This is a genomic window from Vibrio ostreae (assembly GCF_019226825.1).
GTDB classification, from domain to species: domain Bacteria; phylum Pseudomonadota; class Gammaproteobacteria; order Enterobacterales; family Vibrionaceae; genus Vibrio; species Vibrio ostreae.
In genome coordinates this window covers 2,855,182-2,870,280 of record NZ_CP076643.1, presented here as the reverse complement: position 1 = coordinate 2,870,280, position 15,099 = coordinate 2,855,182, and the positions used below count along the sequence as shown (strand labels likewise).

The 15,099-nt window shown below is 54.2% G+C and carries 14 protein-coding genes and 1 pseudogene; 5 read left to right on the top strand and 10 right to left on the bottom strand.

Features of this window, described 5'->3' with window-relative positions; translation table 11 throughout:
• Positions 1 to 105 precede the first annotated feature (105 nt).
• On the bottom strand, positions 106 to 1,119 hold the full coding sequence (locus KNV97_RS19335) for an acyltransferase (protein WP_218562599.1): 1,014 nt from the start codon (positions 1,117 to 1,119) through the stop codon (positions 106 to 108).
• Positions 1,120 to 1,344: 225 nt separating this feature from the next.
• Here KNV97_RS19335 and KNV97_RS19330 point away from each other — a divergent pair, with 225 nt between their 5' ends.
• Positions 1,345 to 1,815 (top strand): Dps family protein, encoded by a 471-nt coding sequence (locus KNV97_RS19330; RefSeq protein WP_218562598.1) that lies wholly within the window; start codon positions 1,345 to 1,347, stop codon positions 1,813 to 1,815.
• Between the two features lie 238 nt (positions 1,816 to 2,053).
• On the opposite strand, the gene KNV97_RS19325 is transcribed toward KNV97_RS19330, so the two are convergent.
• Positions 2,054 to 2,548 (bottom strand): phosphatase domain-containing putative toxin, encoded by a 495-nt coding sequence (locus KNV97_RS19325; protein WP_136487331.1) that lies wholly within the window; start codon positions 2,546 to 2,548, stop codon positions 2,054 to 2,056.
• 122 nt (positions 2,549 to 2,670) lie between these two features.
• Positions 2,671 to 3,006 (bottom strand): metalloregulator ArsR/SmtB family transcription factor, encoded by a 336-nt coding sequence (locus KNV97_RS19320; protein WP_136487330.1) that lies wholly within the window; start codon positions 3,004 to 3,006, stop codon positions 2,671 to 2,673.
• A gap of 261 nt (positions 3,007 to 3,267) precedes the next feature.
• Between KNV97_RS19320 and KNV97_RS19315 the strand changes: the two genes are divergently transcribed.
• Both KNV97_RS19315 and KNV97_RS19310 read left to right on the top strand, forming a co-directional pair.
• On the top strand, positions 3,268 to 4,254 hold the full coding sequence (locus KNV97_RS19315) for an alpha/beta fold hydrolase (RefSeq protein ID WP_218562597.1): 987 nt from the start codon (positions 3,268 to 3,270) through the stop codon (positions 4,252 to 4,254).
• Positions 4,255 to 4,392: 138 nt separating this feature from the next.
• Positions 4,393 to 5,220 carry a Cof-type HAD-IIB family hydrolase gene (locus KNV97_RS19310; RefSeq protein ID WP_218562596.1) on the top strand — a complete coding sequence of 276 codons (828 nt, stop codon included), beginning with the start codon at positions 4,393 to 4,395 and terminating at the stop codon, positions 5,218 to 5,220.
• Positions 5,221 to 5,344: 124 nt separating this feature from the next.
• Here the strand turns inward: KNV97_RS19310 and KNV97_RS19305 are convergent, their stop codons facing one another.
• Positions 5,345 to 5,809: an EVE domain-containing protein gene (locus KNV97_RS19305; RefSeq protein ID WP_136487327.1), complete on the bottom strand. Its 465-nt coding sequence runs from the start codon at positions 5,807 to 5,809 to the stop codon at positions 5,345 to 5,347.
• Positions 5,810 to 5,850: 41 nt separating this feature from the next.
• Between KNV97_RS19305 and KNV97_RS19300 the strand changes: the two are divergent.
• Both KNV97_RS19300 and KNV97_RS19295 read left to right on the top strand, forming a co-directional pair.
• Positions 5,851 to 7,381 (top strand): annotated as a pseudogene (locus KNV97_RS19300) (COG3650 family protein).
• The gene (locus tag KNV97_RS19295) at positions 7,378 to 7,983 is read left to right on the top strand and encodes a tRNA-uridine aminocarboxypropyltransferase (RefSeq protein WP_136487325.1); all 606 of its coding nucleotides are present in this window, start codon (positions 7,378 to 7,380) and stop codon (positions 7,981 to 7,983) included. Before KNV97_RS19300 ends, KNV97_RS19295 begins: the two are co-directional and overlap by 4 nt.
• 78 nt (positions 7,984 to 8,061) lie before the next feature.
• On the opposite strand, the gene KNV97_RS19290 is transcribed toward KNV97_RS19295, so the two are convergent.
• From KNV97_RS19290 to lysA, 6 genes are all read right to left on the bottom strand, one after another.
• Positions 8,062 to 10,551: a bifunctional diguanylate cyclase/phosphodiesterase gene (locus tag KNV97_RS19290; protein WP_218563458.1), complete on the bottom strand. Its 2,490-nt coding sequence runs from the start codon at positions 10,549 to 10,551 to the stop codon at positions 8,062 to 8,064.
• 108 nt (positions 10,552 to 10,659) lie between these two features.
• Positions 10,660 to 11,379 (bottom strand): 5-amino-6-(5-phospho-D-ribitylamino)uracil phosphatase YigB, encoded by a 720-nt coding sequence (gene yigB / locus KNV97_RS19285; RefSeq protein WP_136487323.1) that lies wholly within the window; start codon positions 11,377 to 11,379, stop codon positions 10,660 to 10,662.
• Between the two features lie 3 nt (positions 11,380 to 11,382).
• Positions 11,383 to 12,312, bottom strand: coding sequence for a tyrosine recombinase XerC (gene xerC, locus KNV97_RS19280; RefSeq protein ID WP_136487322.1), 930 nt, complete (start codon positions 12,310 to 12,312; stop codon positions 11,383 to 11,385).
• Positions 12,284 to 12,988 carry a DUF484 family protein gene (locus KNV97_RS19275; protein ID WP_136487321.1) on the bottom strand — a complete coding sequence of 235 codons (705 nt, stop codon included), beginning with the start codon at positions 12,986 to 12,988 and terminating at the stop codon, positions 12,284 to 12,286. The genes xerC and KNV97_RS19275 overlap by 29 nt, the downstream gene beginning before the upstream one ends.
• Before the next feature lie 12 nt (positions 12,989 to 13,000).
• A complete protein-coding gene (dapF, locus tag KNV97_RS19270) occupies positions 13,001 to 13,831 on the bottom strand; it encodes a diaminopimelate epimerase (protein ID WP_136487320.1) in 831 nt (276 codons plus the stop codon).
• A gap of 11 nt (positions 13,832 to 13,842) precedes the next feature.
• Positions 13,843 to 15,096 (bottom strand): diaminopimelate decarboxylase, encoded by a 1,254-nt coding sequence (gene lysA / locus KNV97_RS19265; RefSeq protein WP_136487319.1) that lies wholly within the window; start codon positions 15,094 to 15,096, stop codon positions 13,843 to 13,845.
• Positions 15,097 to 15,099 lie beyond the last annotated feature (3 nt).

Here is a 15,099-nt window from a genome sequence, read left to right as displayed (position 1 = left end):
CCGTTAAGTTATAGATAAGGCGGGCTTACCCGCACTTCCAGCTTCATCTGCATTCCTGATAAGGAAATGTGACGCCAGGCGTAAAATGTCGTCACATTCCACCATTCAGGGCAGTAACCAACGGGTCTTGGCACTGCGTGATAACAACCAGCTCAGTGCTAGAGATGCGGCCCCGGCAACCACTACCCACAGCGGGATCACCCAACCCGGATGCCCCTGATGCCAACCAAATGCCTTCATTGGCCACAAAAACAGCGGATGGAGCAGATAGATCCCCAGGCTGTGCTGGCTGATAAAGCCCACCACGCGCTGTGCTCCGGCGGAGAGCCGGTCAGCATAAGCCCGGCACAGAATAAAGATCATGCTGGCCGCGAGTATGGTATTGAGGGTTTTATACGAGAACCAGCGCCAAATCGTATAAGCCTGATAGTGCAGGCTTTCAGAAATCACGGTCGACACCGTCATATACAATGCCGCAACACCGAGCACTACAGCACCCAGTACGACATAGCGATTGATCGGCAGCTTTTTATACAGCAGGTAACCGAGTGGCAGATAGCCACTGTATAACCAGTACTGATTACTCCATGCACCATCGAAACCATACAGGAACAGCACTGAGGTAAACATCCACACCGCGACCAGCGCATAAATGGCCACATCATCAACGCGTTTCACCAGCCACTGTAACAATGGAATCAGCAGATACAGCGGGATGAAATAATAGAAGAAGCCCAAATGGTAGTAGGTTTCATGCTGCGGGCTGTGTTGCAACACCTCCCAGGCCGTACTGCCATCAAAACCGGTCGCACTCCAGCCCGATAACCAGGCATAGAACAGCGACCAGATCAAAAACGGAACCAGCACTTTTCCTAAACGACGCCGTACATAATAACTAAGGTCAAAAGGTCGGGCATCACTCAGCAACAAAGCACCGGAGATCAAAATAAACACCGGAACAGCCCAACGGGTCATGCCGTTGACACTGATTGCCGTCGCCCACTGTGAAAACGGAATCTCACCCAGTTCAAAGCGATAAGGCGCCAGAACATGAATCGCGATTACCGCCGCTGCGGCCACGCAGCGCAATAAATCGAAAAAAATCACTCGCTTGGTCATACGCAATGCTCTTCATAAATTAAGCCACCACTATAAAACGAATGACCCGCCAATTGTAAGTCTGGTGTTGTTTCTCGGTTAAGTGATGAAAAGAGCACTCAGTCAATAGCCTGTACCTATTGCAACGATGCACACAACCGGTTGTTCTTTTCGCCACCAGAGCGGTACTCTTTTTCCAACGGTGTCACAGACATCCCATGCATTTAACCAGACGAGGTAAGCGTTATGACGACGACTCTTATTGGCCTGAATAACACCCAAAGTCAGCAACTGGCGCAGGCGCTCAATCACCTGCTGGCCAACTACCAGGTGTTCTACATGAATACCCGCGGTTATCACTGGAATATCAAGGGTAAAGAGTTCTTTGAACTGCACGCTAAATTTGAAGAGATTTACAGCGACCTGCAGGTCAAGATCGATGAACTGGCAGAACGGGTACTGACCCTCGGCTCACAGCCGATGCACAGTTTCAGCGACTACCTGGCCGCGAGTGATATTCGTGAACACACCAATGCGACAGATGGTGTCAGCACGATGACGGGTCTGGTCGCAGGCTTTACCAGCCTTATCAGCCAGCAACGCCATGTGTTAGCGCTGGCGGCGGAAAACGAAGACGAAGGGACAGCGGCACTGATGAGTGACTATATCCGCGAGCAGGAAAAACTACTCTGGATGCTTAACGCCTGGCTACAGTAATCACGTCCGATAACGCACCGGCACCACTCACCGCCTCAGGCAGGCGGTGAGGTGACGATTAAGGCTGGCCACCCTGCTCAAGCCCAAGACACCCAAAGACGGGTGGCCAGTCGCCTGATATGGCCTGAACAACCTATGTTTGCCGCCAGAACCTATGTTTGCCGCCCGAAAGTCAGGCAGTCCCTTTACCCTGGTACTGCCTGACTAGCTTTTGGATCATAGTAACCCTAAAACCCGATTAACGACTTGTCGCCACCTGCTCAATGTACGCTCGCTGCTGTGCACTTGAAAAGGCAGCGGGGCGTAGCGCCTGAATGTCACTGATACACTGTGTCAGCGGCCAACCACAATCGAGTAAGACATGCGCCGCCAGCAGTCCGGTGCGGCCGGAGCCTCCCATACAGTGCAACGCCACTTTATTGCCTCGTTTGAGTGCAGCACGCAGCTGCACGCTCACCGTCGGCCAATGTTCAGTAAACAACGCGCTGGGCACACTGTTGTCTTCAATCGGCAAGTGAATCCAGCCCAGCCCTAAACCCTGCGCGGTCTGACCCAGCGATTCGACCTGTTTTGCGGTCATTTCTTCACGGGTTATCGCACTGACGATCACGGTCACACCACTTTGTTTAAGCTGTTTCAGGCTATCTAATAAGGTGACCTGCCGGGTGCCCGGACACGGCATCAGCACCAACGCCGCCTTTTCCACCGCCAGCTCCCAGATTGGATGGGTCATACTCGCCCCTCCGCAAACGGCGCCAACACGCCATATCCCGACTGTGCGAGCGGGGGCTTTTTCCCTGTCTGGTTCATTATTGTTCTCCCTAACCTTACCAACGACTTATTATTCTAAACTGATTAACAGCAAGGACGCTCCGCCATATCCTGCAGCCGTTCACTGTCTCGTACATATTGCTGCTGCAGATTGTCGGCCTGCTGCAAACCGTCAATCACTGTCTGCAACCAGGCTGGCAGCGCCGGTGACAAACGGTAAAACACCCATTGTCCCTGACGTTCATCCAGCAGAACCCCACTTTGCCGCAACTGAGCCAGGTGGCGGGAAATTTTAGGCTGACTTTCCTGCAGCGCATAAGTCAGTTCACAGACGCACAAGCGCCGCTCACGTGCGATCAGCAACAGGCAGCGCAGACGGGTCTCATCGGCCAGCAGTTTAAAAAATTGGTGCGGTAGCATCACTCACCTCAAATACATGCGAATATCCGCATATCCTAAGTATAAAAAAACACGCGTCAATGCGCGTCACCTGCTCATCACAAAAAAATTCATTTAATCGGAACGGTGGAGGGCATGACTGGCGTGCCGCCATCAACGGGCCTACGCTCTCTGCTCCACCCCGGATTGTATAGCCATTGCATTTCCTCGCAACTCGCTTATTCTAACCGCAGTAAAACCTGTTTCCGCCCACCAACCAGAAGATGTAACTGAGCAAGTGTTATGGCCTCAACCTATACGCAAGAGTCAAACTTTGAGTATGCAATCCACCACCCTGTCGCTGATTTATGGCAAACACGCAATGAAGGTTACTACCGCTCGTTTGATAACACCCGACTCTTCTGGTGTTCACTGACCGATCCCGCACACGATAAAGTGATTGTCGTCGTAAATGGACGTATCGAGTCAGCCTGGAAGTATCAGGAGCTGTTTTATGATCTGTTTCAGCAGGGTTACGACATTTATGCCTATGACCATCGTGGCCAGGGGCTGTCGGACCGCCTGATTGAAGAGCGGGAAATGGGCTTTGTCGGCGAGTTTGATGACTATGTGCAGGATTTGTCCGGATTAGTGGCCATGTGGGATCTGCGCCGTTACCAGCAGCGTTTTCTGTTGGGGCATTCAATGGGGGGCGCCGTGGTTACCCGCTACGTCCAGACGCATCCCCATCATGATTTCAGTGCCATGGCACTGAGTGCTCCGATGTTTGGTGTCAGCATGCCGTGGCAACTGCGCCCGGTCGCCATGCCGCTGACCCAGTTCATGACCGCTCTCTACCGTAAGCCGACTTATGCGCCGGGCTACAGCGCCTACTATGCGAAACCTTTTGAAATCAACCCGCTGACCCAAAGTGAGGTACGCTATCGCTGGTTTCGCGAGCTGTACGAACAAAAACCCGAACTTAAGCTGGGCGGCCCGAGCACACGCTGGGTGTGGCAGGGTCTGATGGCCGCCAAACAGTGTATCCAGCTGACGCGGCAGATCCGCATCCCGACCTTAGTACTGCAAGCCGAAGCAGACACGATTGTCAGCAATGCAGCCCAGGTCCGTTTTATCACCAAACTGGCGCGCACCAATCCGGCCAGCAGCATTGAGGTCATCGCCGGAGCCCGGCATGAAGTGCTGTTTGAACGAGACCCGTATCGCAATCAGGCTCTCGATGCCATGCTGGCTCATTTCGCCAAAGCCGAACAGACACACGCTGGTTAGCAGCGGCAGGAGCGGACAAATAGAGGAAATTTTGTCCGCTTAGTTTTACCCTCTTTTTCCTCTTTCGCATCGCGTAAACTGGATGACCAGAAGCGCGCACCGTCTTCGACCTGTTTCCACTGTGATCAAGAGAGTTATATGACTACTGAACGTAATCCATCCCCGTTTCGCATCGTCGCTTCCGATCTGGATGGCACGCTGCTGGCGCCGAACCACCAGCTGAGCCCGTTTTCCAAGCAGACCCTGCAACAGCTTCATCAGCAAGGCTACACGTTCATTTTTGCCACTGGTCGTCACCACATTGATGTCGCTGGAATCCGCGAGATCGCCGGTATCCCGGCCTACATGATTACTTCGAACGGTGCCCGGGTTCACGACCAGGACAACCGTGAAATGTACAGCAAGAATGTCCCGCCGCACCGGGTGCAGGCGATCATCGACCTGGTGAAAAACGAGCCGGGACTGTATATCCACCTGTACCGCAACGATGACTGGCTGCTGAGTCGTGAGAATGAACTGCTGCGTCAGTTCCACGAAGAATCGGGCTTTGCGTCGCAACAGTTTGATGCCGATAACGCACCGACCGACGGCATTGCCAAAATCTTCTTCACCCATGAAGAACGCGATCATGAACTGCTGACTCGATTCGAAACACTCATCAATCAGCAATTTGGTGATGAGCTCAATGTGGCTTTTTCAACGCCTTGGTGTCTGGAAGTGATGTCTGCCGGTGTGTCTAAGGGCCATGCACTGCAGGCAGTGGCTGAATCTCTGGGGCTGACCCTGGACCACTGCATCGCATTCGGCGACGGTATGAATGATGCCGAAATGCTGGCCATGGCAGGCAAAGGTCTGGTGATGGGTACGGCGCATGAAAAAGTCTTCCGCGCTCTGCCTGACAATGAAGTGATTGGCAGCCATGCCGATGATGCCGTGGCGCACTACCTGCAGCAGCATCTGCTGTAACCACGGCCGCTGAACCCAAGGCGGTATGACCCGCGACCAGTTATTCCACATCAACAGGCAGCCCGGGCTGCCTGTTTTGCTTTAACGGCGTCGCTTAACCGGGTCATTCCTGGTGGGGAAATGTCTATTTGGGCCAGGCCTCTTTGGTTAAAATCGCCTGCCACTCAGACTCACTGACCGGCATCACCGATAAGCGATTACCACGCTTAACCAGCGGTAATTCGCTCAGTTCAGGCATCGCCTTAAGCACGGCCAGTGAGATAAGGCGCTCGGTTTTACGCACAAACTCAATATCCACCATCACCCAGCGCGGGTTATCTGGTGAAGATTTGGGGTCAAAACCGTCACTCTCCGGGTCAAATGCAAAATGGTCCGGATACGCTTCACGCACCACTCTGGCTATCCCGACCACGCCGACATTCTTACACGATGAATGATAAATCAGCACCAAATCACCGATTTTAACCTCATCACGCAACATATTCCGTGCCTGGTAATTGCGCACACCGTCCCAGCAGGAAACCTTTTGTGTCCGCAGAGTGTCAATAGAAAAAGTGTCTGGTTCTGTTTTGAATAGCCAGTATGCCATAATGAAATCCGTTTAATGTTCTGTCACAAGGAAGATATAACATGAAGGCGCTGACAATCCCAGCCGCAATCCTGACCGCCGCCCTGCTGCAAGCCTGTGCCGGCACACCTTCCGGCCAACCGGCTGACAAGCCGGCACCGCAGGCCAGCCTGACCCGGCCCGACTCTATTCATCCGCAGCGTTTTGTGCTGCGCGGCCAGGTCGTACTCGGTCATCAGGTGCGCTCCTTCACCCCCGTGCGGCAGCCAGCAGCAACTGTGGCTTGATCTACCCGAGGAGATGAGTCAGCAAGCCATGGCGCTCAATCAGTCGCCGTATCAGATCATGTATGGGGAAATGATTGGTTACCTGGCGCCCCCCAGCCAGACCGGTTACAACGGCGATTACACCGCGCGCTTTGTCGTGCAGCAGATAAACCGCCTCAGTGCAGAAAACCCGGATCGCTGCGATTTGGTCTCCACCCCTACCCGCGCCTTCGGCACGGAACCTTTCTGGTCGATGAGTTTCAGCAGCCAGGGGCTAACCTTCCAGCCTGTCGGCGGAGAAAAACAGACCTTTACGATTGAAGAGCGTGATATCAGCGAACAAGTCCGTCATTACCAGTTTGACGGCGGTGAGCTCAGTCTGACCCGGGGCACCTGTTCAGATAATATGAGCGATACCCTGTATAGCTGGCAGGCCGAACTGGAACTGAACGGCGGTGAGTACCGTGGCTGCGCTACCCTTGGCAACCAGGATGCCACACTCGGCTGGACCGGCACCTATTTTGCCAGCGCGACACACAGCAACGGATTCAGTGTGACACTCAACCTCAATGGCGACCACAGCGCCACCACGCGCTACCACTACTCTGACGGCAGTGCCGATACGGTTGAAAGCGGCTACTGGCAGCAACTGAGCGGCCAGCAGGTCCAGGTCGTGATGACCCGCCACCAGCAGCAGTATCTGTTGTCACAACGGATTTTCACCCGCGAGGGGAACCGTCTCACCGCCACCCATGAACAAGTCGGTAGTCTGGTTTATCCGATCAACGATGGCGGCCTGGTGCTGTACTCCGCAGATAACGCTTCACTGCGATCCGATAAGCAGGTCATTGACCACACTACGCAACTGGTATCCAGTGACCGCTTTGAAGAGGACGTCGACCAGGCCGTAAGACGCTACTTCGCCCTGCATGACACCGCGACCGAAGGCAGTCACTATCGCTGGCTGAAATACGACTTAAACGGTGATGCCAAGCCCGAACTGCTGGTTCAGCTGGACTGGTGCGGCTCCGGCGGTTGTACCCTGCTGGTATTTGAGCACCAACAGCAGGAATGGCGTTTTAACAGCCGTATTACCCTGATCAATACCCCGTTCCAGGTCGCCGACAGCAGTTCTCATGGCTGGCAAGATCTATTGCTGCCGGTGCGCGGCGGCGGCGCTAACGCCGCAGTACACCGCCTGCAGTACAATGGCATCAGCTATCCGCTCAACCCGAGTGCCGCCCAGCCGGCCAACAGCAAAGACAGCAGCAGTGTCACCCTGTTTGCTGACGGTCTGTCGCCACATCAGTCCGGTGTGGCGTTGTGAGCGGTGCCTGCACCAACTGCGGACTGCGGCATCAATGTCTCTGCGATCGCATTCCGCAACTGCGCAGCCAGTTGCATTTATCACTGCTGATGCACGAGAGTGAGTACCAGCGTGATACCAATACCGGACGTTGGTTACGAGCGGCCGTCCCCGGCTGCCAGGACTTTGGCTGGAGCCGGGTCGAACCTTCGTCCGGCCTGCAGCAAAGAATCGCTGATCCGAACCTGTATTCAGTGCTGGTTTACCCGGATGAACAGAGTCTGAGCCCGCAGCAGGTATTGCATCAGGCGCGCCGCGCCGCACAGCAGCCCCACTTTATTGTGCTGGACGGCACCTGGCAGGAAGCGAAAAAAATGGTGCGGAAAAGTCCGTGGCTGGACACTCTGCCGCGCATGCAGCTGATGCCGCAGCAGCAGTCGGCTTATCAGCTGCGCCGCAATCAAAGTGACGGACATCTGTGTACACTGGAAGTGGGCTGTGAGTTGCTGCAGCTGCTGGATGAAGCGGACAATGCCGCTCAGCTGATGCGTTTTTTCACTGAGTTTATGCAGGTATTTCAGGCCGACAAAAGCGGCCACCGCTGGTCAGGCGGCGGGAATTAATCCAGGGTTGCATCGCAGGATGAGCGGCTTCTCTTGCCGCTCTTGCGCCCAGGTCAGCAGACAGTACCGCTCAGGCACCTATTTCTTCAGCCGATCGGGCGCTCCCAGATAGAAGCCCTGCAGAAAGTCGACGCCCATCTCTTCACTGATACGACACACGTCCTGGTTGTGAACAAACTCAGCCACAGTTTTGGCATTCAGCACCTGGCACAACTTAACCAGCTGCTGGGCGATACGGCGCTGTTTCACATCCTGGTCGATGTTGCGGATCAGGCTACCGTCGAGCTTAATCACCTGCGGCTCAAGCTTAACGATTTCATCGATATTGGAATAACCGGAACCGAAATCATCAACAATGATACTGGCGCCCAGGGCACGGAACTGATTACAGACATCAATCATATGACCGTAGTCGGTAATCTGTTCGGTTTCCAGCACTTCCAGTCCGACCCGCTGTGGATTGGGCAGCGATTTGATCGCCTCTTCCAGATGGATAAGGGTGCGTTCACTCATGAAGTCCTGCGGAGACAGGTTGATCGAAAATCCTTCACTGCGATGACGCATCAGCTCAAAAGTACGACTAATCATCTGCCGGCTGAGACGGTTATAGAGGTGGGTACCCTCGATAATCGGTAAAAAGCGCCCCGGTAAAATCACTTCACCTTCATCTTCAATCCGCACCAGACACTCATAAGAAGCCAGCTGATGACTGTGAGCATGGTAGAGTGGCTGCGCATACACCAGCACATTGTCATTCAACACTGCGCGGCTGACACAGGACAGCCATCCCAGCCGTTCCTGGCGTACTTCATCCTGTGCCCGCAGGCGGTTGGCATTACAGAAATGGCGATTGTGCTTATATGCATCGCGGCGAGCTTCTATCGCGCGCAATAGCAGATCATCAGCGGTTTTGTCAGCAAAATCGCGCCGGCTGACCAGGCCAGCACACAGGGATACGGAAACATAATCCACTTCCGGCAGGCCGAACGGTTCGAAGTTGACATGCTCAAGCTGATCAACAAACTTTGAAAAAGTCAGATGAATAAAGTCGGCATCGGCGGCACTGGCGAATATCGTGGCCCACTCGCCGACCCCGATCGCAAACAGCTCGCTGCGCCCCGGCAGATGCTGCTGCAAATAATGCTGAAAGTGACTGCTCAGATCCTGCAGCAGTTTGTCACCAACCCGGTAACCATACTTCTCGTTGATTTGATTAAAGTTGGTCAGTTTGAGCACCAGCAGATGATCGCCGTCGCTCATACGCAGTAATTTCTCACGCAGGACCACCCGGTTCGGCAAACCAGTACGCGGATCCATCCGGTAGCTGGCGGTCATCATTGTCGCCTGACGCTGGATTTTTTGCGATAAGTTGTGGTTAACCTCATCCAAATCACTGAGCGAATTACGGATCAGACTGAACAACGGTGCAATCACGTCATGATGGCCGAAGCTAAATGGTTCAGGCTCGGCGGCAGGCTTAGCTCCTTCCCGCAGCGCGATGTAAGTCAGACTGTGACTCATCGAACGCAGCAACTGACCATCATGCCACAGCTCACCCATGCAGTAGCTGCCATGGGTCTCAGCCACCGCCTGCAGTGGTAACAGTTCCTGATTATCCTCGATAAAATCGAGCCGTGAGATACAGTTGTAAACCCAGATTTGCTGTGGCTGGAAACTGCGTAACTGCTGCGCGCCGAGATAAACCTGCTCCAGCGTCATCGACGGGTGATCGAAACTAAACCGTACTTCATCCCCGACCGCGAGCGGCTTACTGAACACCAGACCCGAGTCCTGCTCATAGAGCGGCACATACACATCCTGCTGCTCAAGATCGCCTTTAATCAACGGAAAATTATGCAGCATTTCCAGCGCTACTGACTGACCATCACCGAGATAGCGGTTGTAGATTGCCTGGATTGGCTCGCCGTTAAGACGATAGACAGTATTCCCCTGCGCTTCGGTGACGCGGAAATGACGCCCGATCGGGTTCCACTCGATGTAAGCCTGCGTGATCAGCTCCAGCTGCGAACTGTGCAGCGCCACCGCCACCATACTGTTCTGATAAGTCTCGGTATCGAGTAACACCCAACGTCCGCGTTCGGTTTCACTGGCCGCACCACCAGCAACAGTGAGGCCCGGAGCCAGATGATTAAATGCCCGTACCCGCTCGGAACGCTGCCCCATTTCCAGATAAGCAGCGAAACACAAAATGGCGCACGTATCCGCTTCTATTGCGATGCGTTCCAGCAGCACTTGCGTATCACCGGAGGGATTATCGGAATAACGTGTCAGGGCGCAGCTGAGGCGGGTGGAATGGAAATCGGTAAACAGCAGCAAAGTGCCCTGGTGATGAATGTCTCCCTGTTCGATCACCTGACCACTACTGAAGCCAATAATGGTGGCCTGAGGAAACTTGCGCTTGAGCTGTTGTGCCAGGCACTCAACCTGGCTCGGGCTTTCGCAGGAAAACAACTGAATAAGTAATGAACCTTGCGCCGAGAATGAAAAATCAGCCAGCCTCTGATCCGGAGACTGATCTAAAGGGATAAAAAGCGACGCGGTTAACATATCATCCAACTAACTCATCACGAGAACAAAGGTGAGCCCACAAACCCATAACAATAATCGATACTGCTAAATAAGTTAATTATCACACTTACAAAAAACAATGTTTATTCAGATAATTAACTGTTTTAGTTGAGACAAAGCATGGATTTCGACATCCGGTAACAGTTTTGTTTTCGGCGTTACACGCGGGTTGAGACCTTGATCGTTATACCAACAGGCCTGAAAGCCATTGAGGCGCGCGCCCTGCACATCCGTCACCGGATGGTCACCGACGTGCAAAATCGCTCTGGCCGGTAAATCCAGACACTCCCGCGCCTGATTAAACATATCCGCATGCGGTTTAGCATATCCGTCAGGACCGGCACGCAGTACTTGTTTAAAATAGCCGCTCAAACCGATTTTTTCCGCATCCACGTTACCATTAGTAATCGCCACCAGCGGCATGCGTGCGGCAAGTTCGCTCAGCACTTGGTGAGTTTCAGCCGGGACATCCACCAGATTGCGCAGCCGCAACACCTCAGCCATTGCGGCTTCGGCTGCCTGCTGCGCAGCTGGGCGCTGATACCCCAGCTCCATCAATGCGGTGCGGATCTGCACCAAACGCCATAATGACACGTCATTTTTCAGCCAGGCATCCTGTTCAACCACTTTACGCTTCACCGCCTGCCACCAGTCGGCACTGCGCGTCACCGTTACCGGATGTTCACGCGCTAACCACAAGGTCACCTGCTGCTCCAGATGGCGGATAACCGGACGGTTATCATACAGCGTATCATCGAGGTCAAAGGTCATTGCCTGAATCGGCGACAGTGTGCGGTAAATCAGCATCCGTTACTCCTTGGATTTTTTGTGGGCGCGTGGGTGAGCCTGATCGTATACCTGAGCCAGATGTTGAAAGTCGAGGTGGGTATAGATCTGGGTGGTGGAAATATTTTCGTGGCCGAGCAACTCCTGTACGGCACGCAGATTATTACTCGATTCGAGCATATGAGTGGCAAATGAGTGGCGCAGTTTATGCGGGCTGATATGGCTGGCGACCGATTGTTTCTGCCCCCACTCCGCCATACGTTTCTGCACACTGCGATGGGAAATCCGCCCCCCAAGTTTGGAGATAAACAGAGCCGGTTCCGGACCTTTGAGCAGCGCGCTGCGTACTTTAAGCCATCGGCCAACCCACTCTTTGGCCTGGCCGGCAAACGGGACTTTACGCTCTTTGTTGCCTTTACCCAGCACCCGGATTTCACCGCTGCGCAGGCTGATATCGCGCACATCAATCGCCACCAGTTCCGCCAGACGCAAACCGGCGCCGTACATCAGCTCCATCATCGCACGGTCACGGATGGACAACGGGTCATCTTCGTCGACTTCCAGCAGCTGCGCCATTTCATCGACATCAAGATTTTTCGGCAGCGGACGCTGCTTACGCGGCGCCGATACGCCTTTGGCCGGATTGGCACTCAGCTCACCACGCAGGATGAGAAAGTCGAAAAAACTGCGCAGGGAAGAGAGGCGGGTCGCCAGGCTGCTGGCTTTCATGCCATCACGCATCCCTTTACTGGCCAGCTGGCGTACCCAGCCGGCATCGACCTGCTGCCAGTGACGGACACCCAACTGGCACAAATGCTCAGCCATGGCACCAAGTTGCTGTTTATAATTGCGCTGCGTGTGCAGGCTGAGGCCTTTCTCGCTGCGCAAATATTCGTAGAATCGTTCCAGCGGCCTGATCAGACTATCAGGCAGTGGGGTGACTGATTCGGTCATGCTCGTTCACCTGCCAGGGTAAAATTTCGATCAGATGGGACAGCACCAGCGCCAGATGACGCAGGAACAAGGTATCCATACAAGGCTGGAAGTGGCCGCCATCTTCGCTGGCAAACGCCAGTACCCCCTGCGCACTGCGCTGCACCAAAGGCAACACGACATACGACCCCATCTCGGGAGCGGACGTGTCTTCACCAAACAGCAGCTGGCGATCAGCCTGACGCAAGCGGCCCAGATAGGCGCTTTTGCCGTTGAAATGGTTGGTAGAAAAACGCTGCCACTGCTCTTTAGACCAAGTATAGCGCGGATGAGGGTGGTCCAGCAGGCGGACGTAAGCTTTCAGCCCCAGCAGCTGTGCTTTGGTCTCTATCGCCCGGCATACCGCATGCAGATGAGAACATTGCAGAATCTGCTCCTGCAGGTCCATAAACTCATGAAACGTGCGATCATTATTCGCAGCCAGCGACATCAGAGTGGTGATCTCCTCCTCCAGCTCTTCAATCCGCTGGCGCTGACGCGCCAGTTGAACATGAACCAGAGACACTGACCCGAGCTGCTGATGCGGCAGGGCCATTTGATCAACCAGATCAGGACGCTGCTGGAAGAAATCGGGATGGTCTTTCAGATACTCGGCAACGACTTCAGCCGTCAGTGCATCGGCTTGCAGTTGTGACAAAACAAATCCTCGTTAGCAAGACAGCTGGCCGTCAAAAACATGGGTTGCAGGGCCGGTCATAAACAGCGGTTTACCCGGTCCTTTCCAGCTAATCACCAGAGAGCCGCCCGGTAAACTGACCGTGACGGTTTCATCCAGTAGACCCTGAACAATGCCGACCGCAACCGCGCCACAAGCGCCGCTGCCACAGGCCTGGGTTTCCCCGGCACCGCGTTCATAGACACGCAGATTGACCGCATTACGGCTTACGACCTGCATAAAACCGGCATTAACCCGCTCAGGGAAACGCTCATGCGACTCCAGCAGCGGGCCCAGGGTTTCCACATTGGCGGTTTTGACATCATCGACCACGGTCACCACATGCGGGTTACCCATGCTGACCGCACCACAGAACAGAGTCTGCTCACCAACGCGCATAATGTAGGTCTTTTCGGTCTGCTTAGCACGGAACGGAATCTTATTCGGTTCGAACTCCGGCACTCCCATGTTAACGGTGATCTGGTCATCGTCTTCGACATTGAGCACCATCTTGCCTTTCTTGGTACTGACGCTGATGCTGTACTTATTGGTCAGCCCCTTCATGCGTACAAAGCGGGCAAAACAACGCGCGCCGTTACCACACTGCTCGACTTCGCTGCCATCGGCATTGAAAATTCGATAGTGAAAATCCGTTTCCGGATCATAAGGCGCTTCAACCACCAACAGCTGGTCAAAACCCACCCCGGTATGACGATCCGCCAGACGGCGGATCAGATCAGGGGAGAAGAAGACGTTCTGGGTAATGCAGTCCACGACCATAAAGTCATTACCCAAACCGTGCATTTTAGAAAAATGGAAATGCATAATGCGTCACTTTACTCCGGCAGAAGACTCTCAAGTGCCCACAGACTAGACAGCTCTTCACGCTGGCGCACTAAATGGGTTTTATCGCCATCCACCATCACCTCAGCCGCTCGCGTACGGGTGTTGTAGTTAGACGACATCACAAAACCATACGCACCGGCAGAACGCACTGCCAGCAGGTCGCCCTGCTCAAGCACCAGCGCACGATCTTTACCCAGGAAGTCACCGGTTTCGCATACAGGACCCACCAGGTCATAGGTCAGCGCAGAGCCTTCCCGCGGTGCGACCGGCACGATATCCTGCCACGCCTGGTACAGCGCCGGGCGCATCAGATCGTTCATGGCTGCATCGATGATAGCGAAGTTTTTGTGCTCAGTATGCTTAAGGAATTCCACGCGGGTCAGCAGTACACCGGCGTTGGCCGCAATCGCCCGGCCCGGTTCAAAAATCAGTTCCAGATCCTGATGATTTTGCAGTCGTGCCAGCAGAGCTTTAGCGTATTCTGATGGCTGAGGTGGCAGTTCGTTACGATACACAACCCCGAGGCCACCACCGACATCCAGGTGTTTAATGTGGATACCTTCCGCTTTCAGGCTGTCGATCAGCGCCAGCAGGCGATCCGTCGCATCAATAAACGGGTCGATTTCAGTCAGCTGTGAACCGATATGGCAATCAATGCCGTGCACGCTGATGTTATCCATACCCTGAGCCAGACGGTACACGTCCGCAGCGCGATCAAACGTGATACCAAATTTGTTATCACGCAGACCGGTAGAGATATAAGGGTGAGTTTTGGCATCCACGTCCGGGTTAATACGCAGTGACACCGGCGCTTTCACGCCCAGTTCACCGGCAACCGCGTTAAGACGAACCAGCTCCGGCTCCGACTCAACATTAAAGCACTTAATGTTAAGCTCCAGCGCTCGCTTCATTTCTGCCGCGGTTTTACCCACGCCGGAAAAAACCACTTTGGCCGGATCGCCACCTGCTGCGATTACGCGCTCCAGTTCACCGCCGGATACGATATCAAACCCTGAGCCAAGACGAGCCAGAGTGTTGAGCACCCCAAGGTTCGAGTTGGCTTTCACTGCGTAGCATACCAGATGGGGATGATCGCCGACCGACTTGTCAAAGGCGTGCCAGTGACGCTCCAGAGTCGCGCGAGAATACACATACAGAGGTGTACCGTAATTCTCAGCCAATTGAGACAGCGAAACGTTTTCCGCCCAAAGTTGGCCATCATCCTGATAATTGAAGTAATCCAAAAT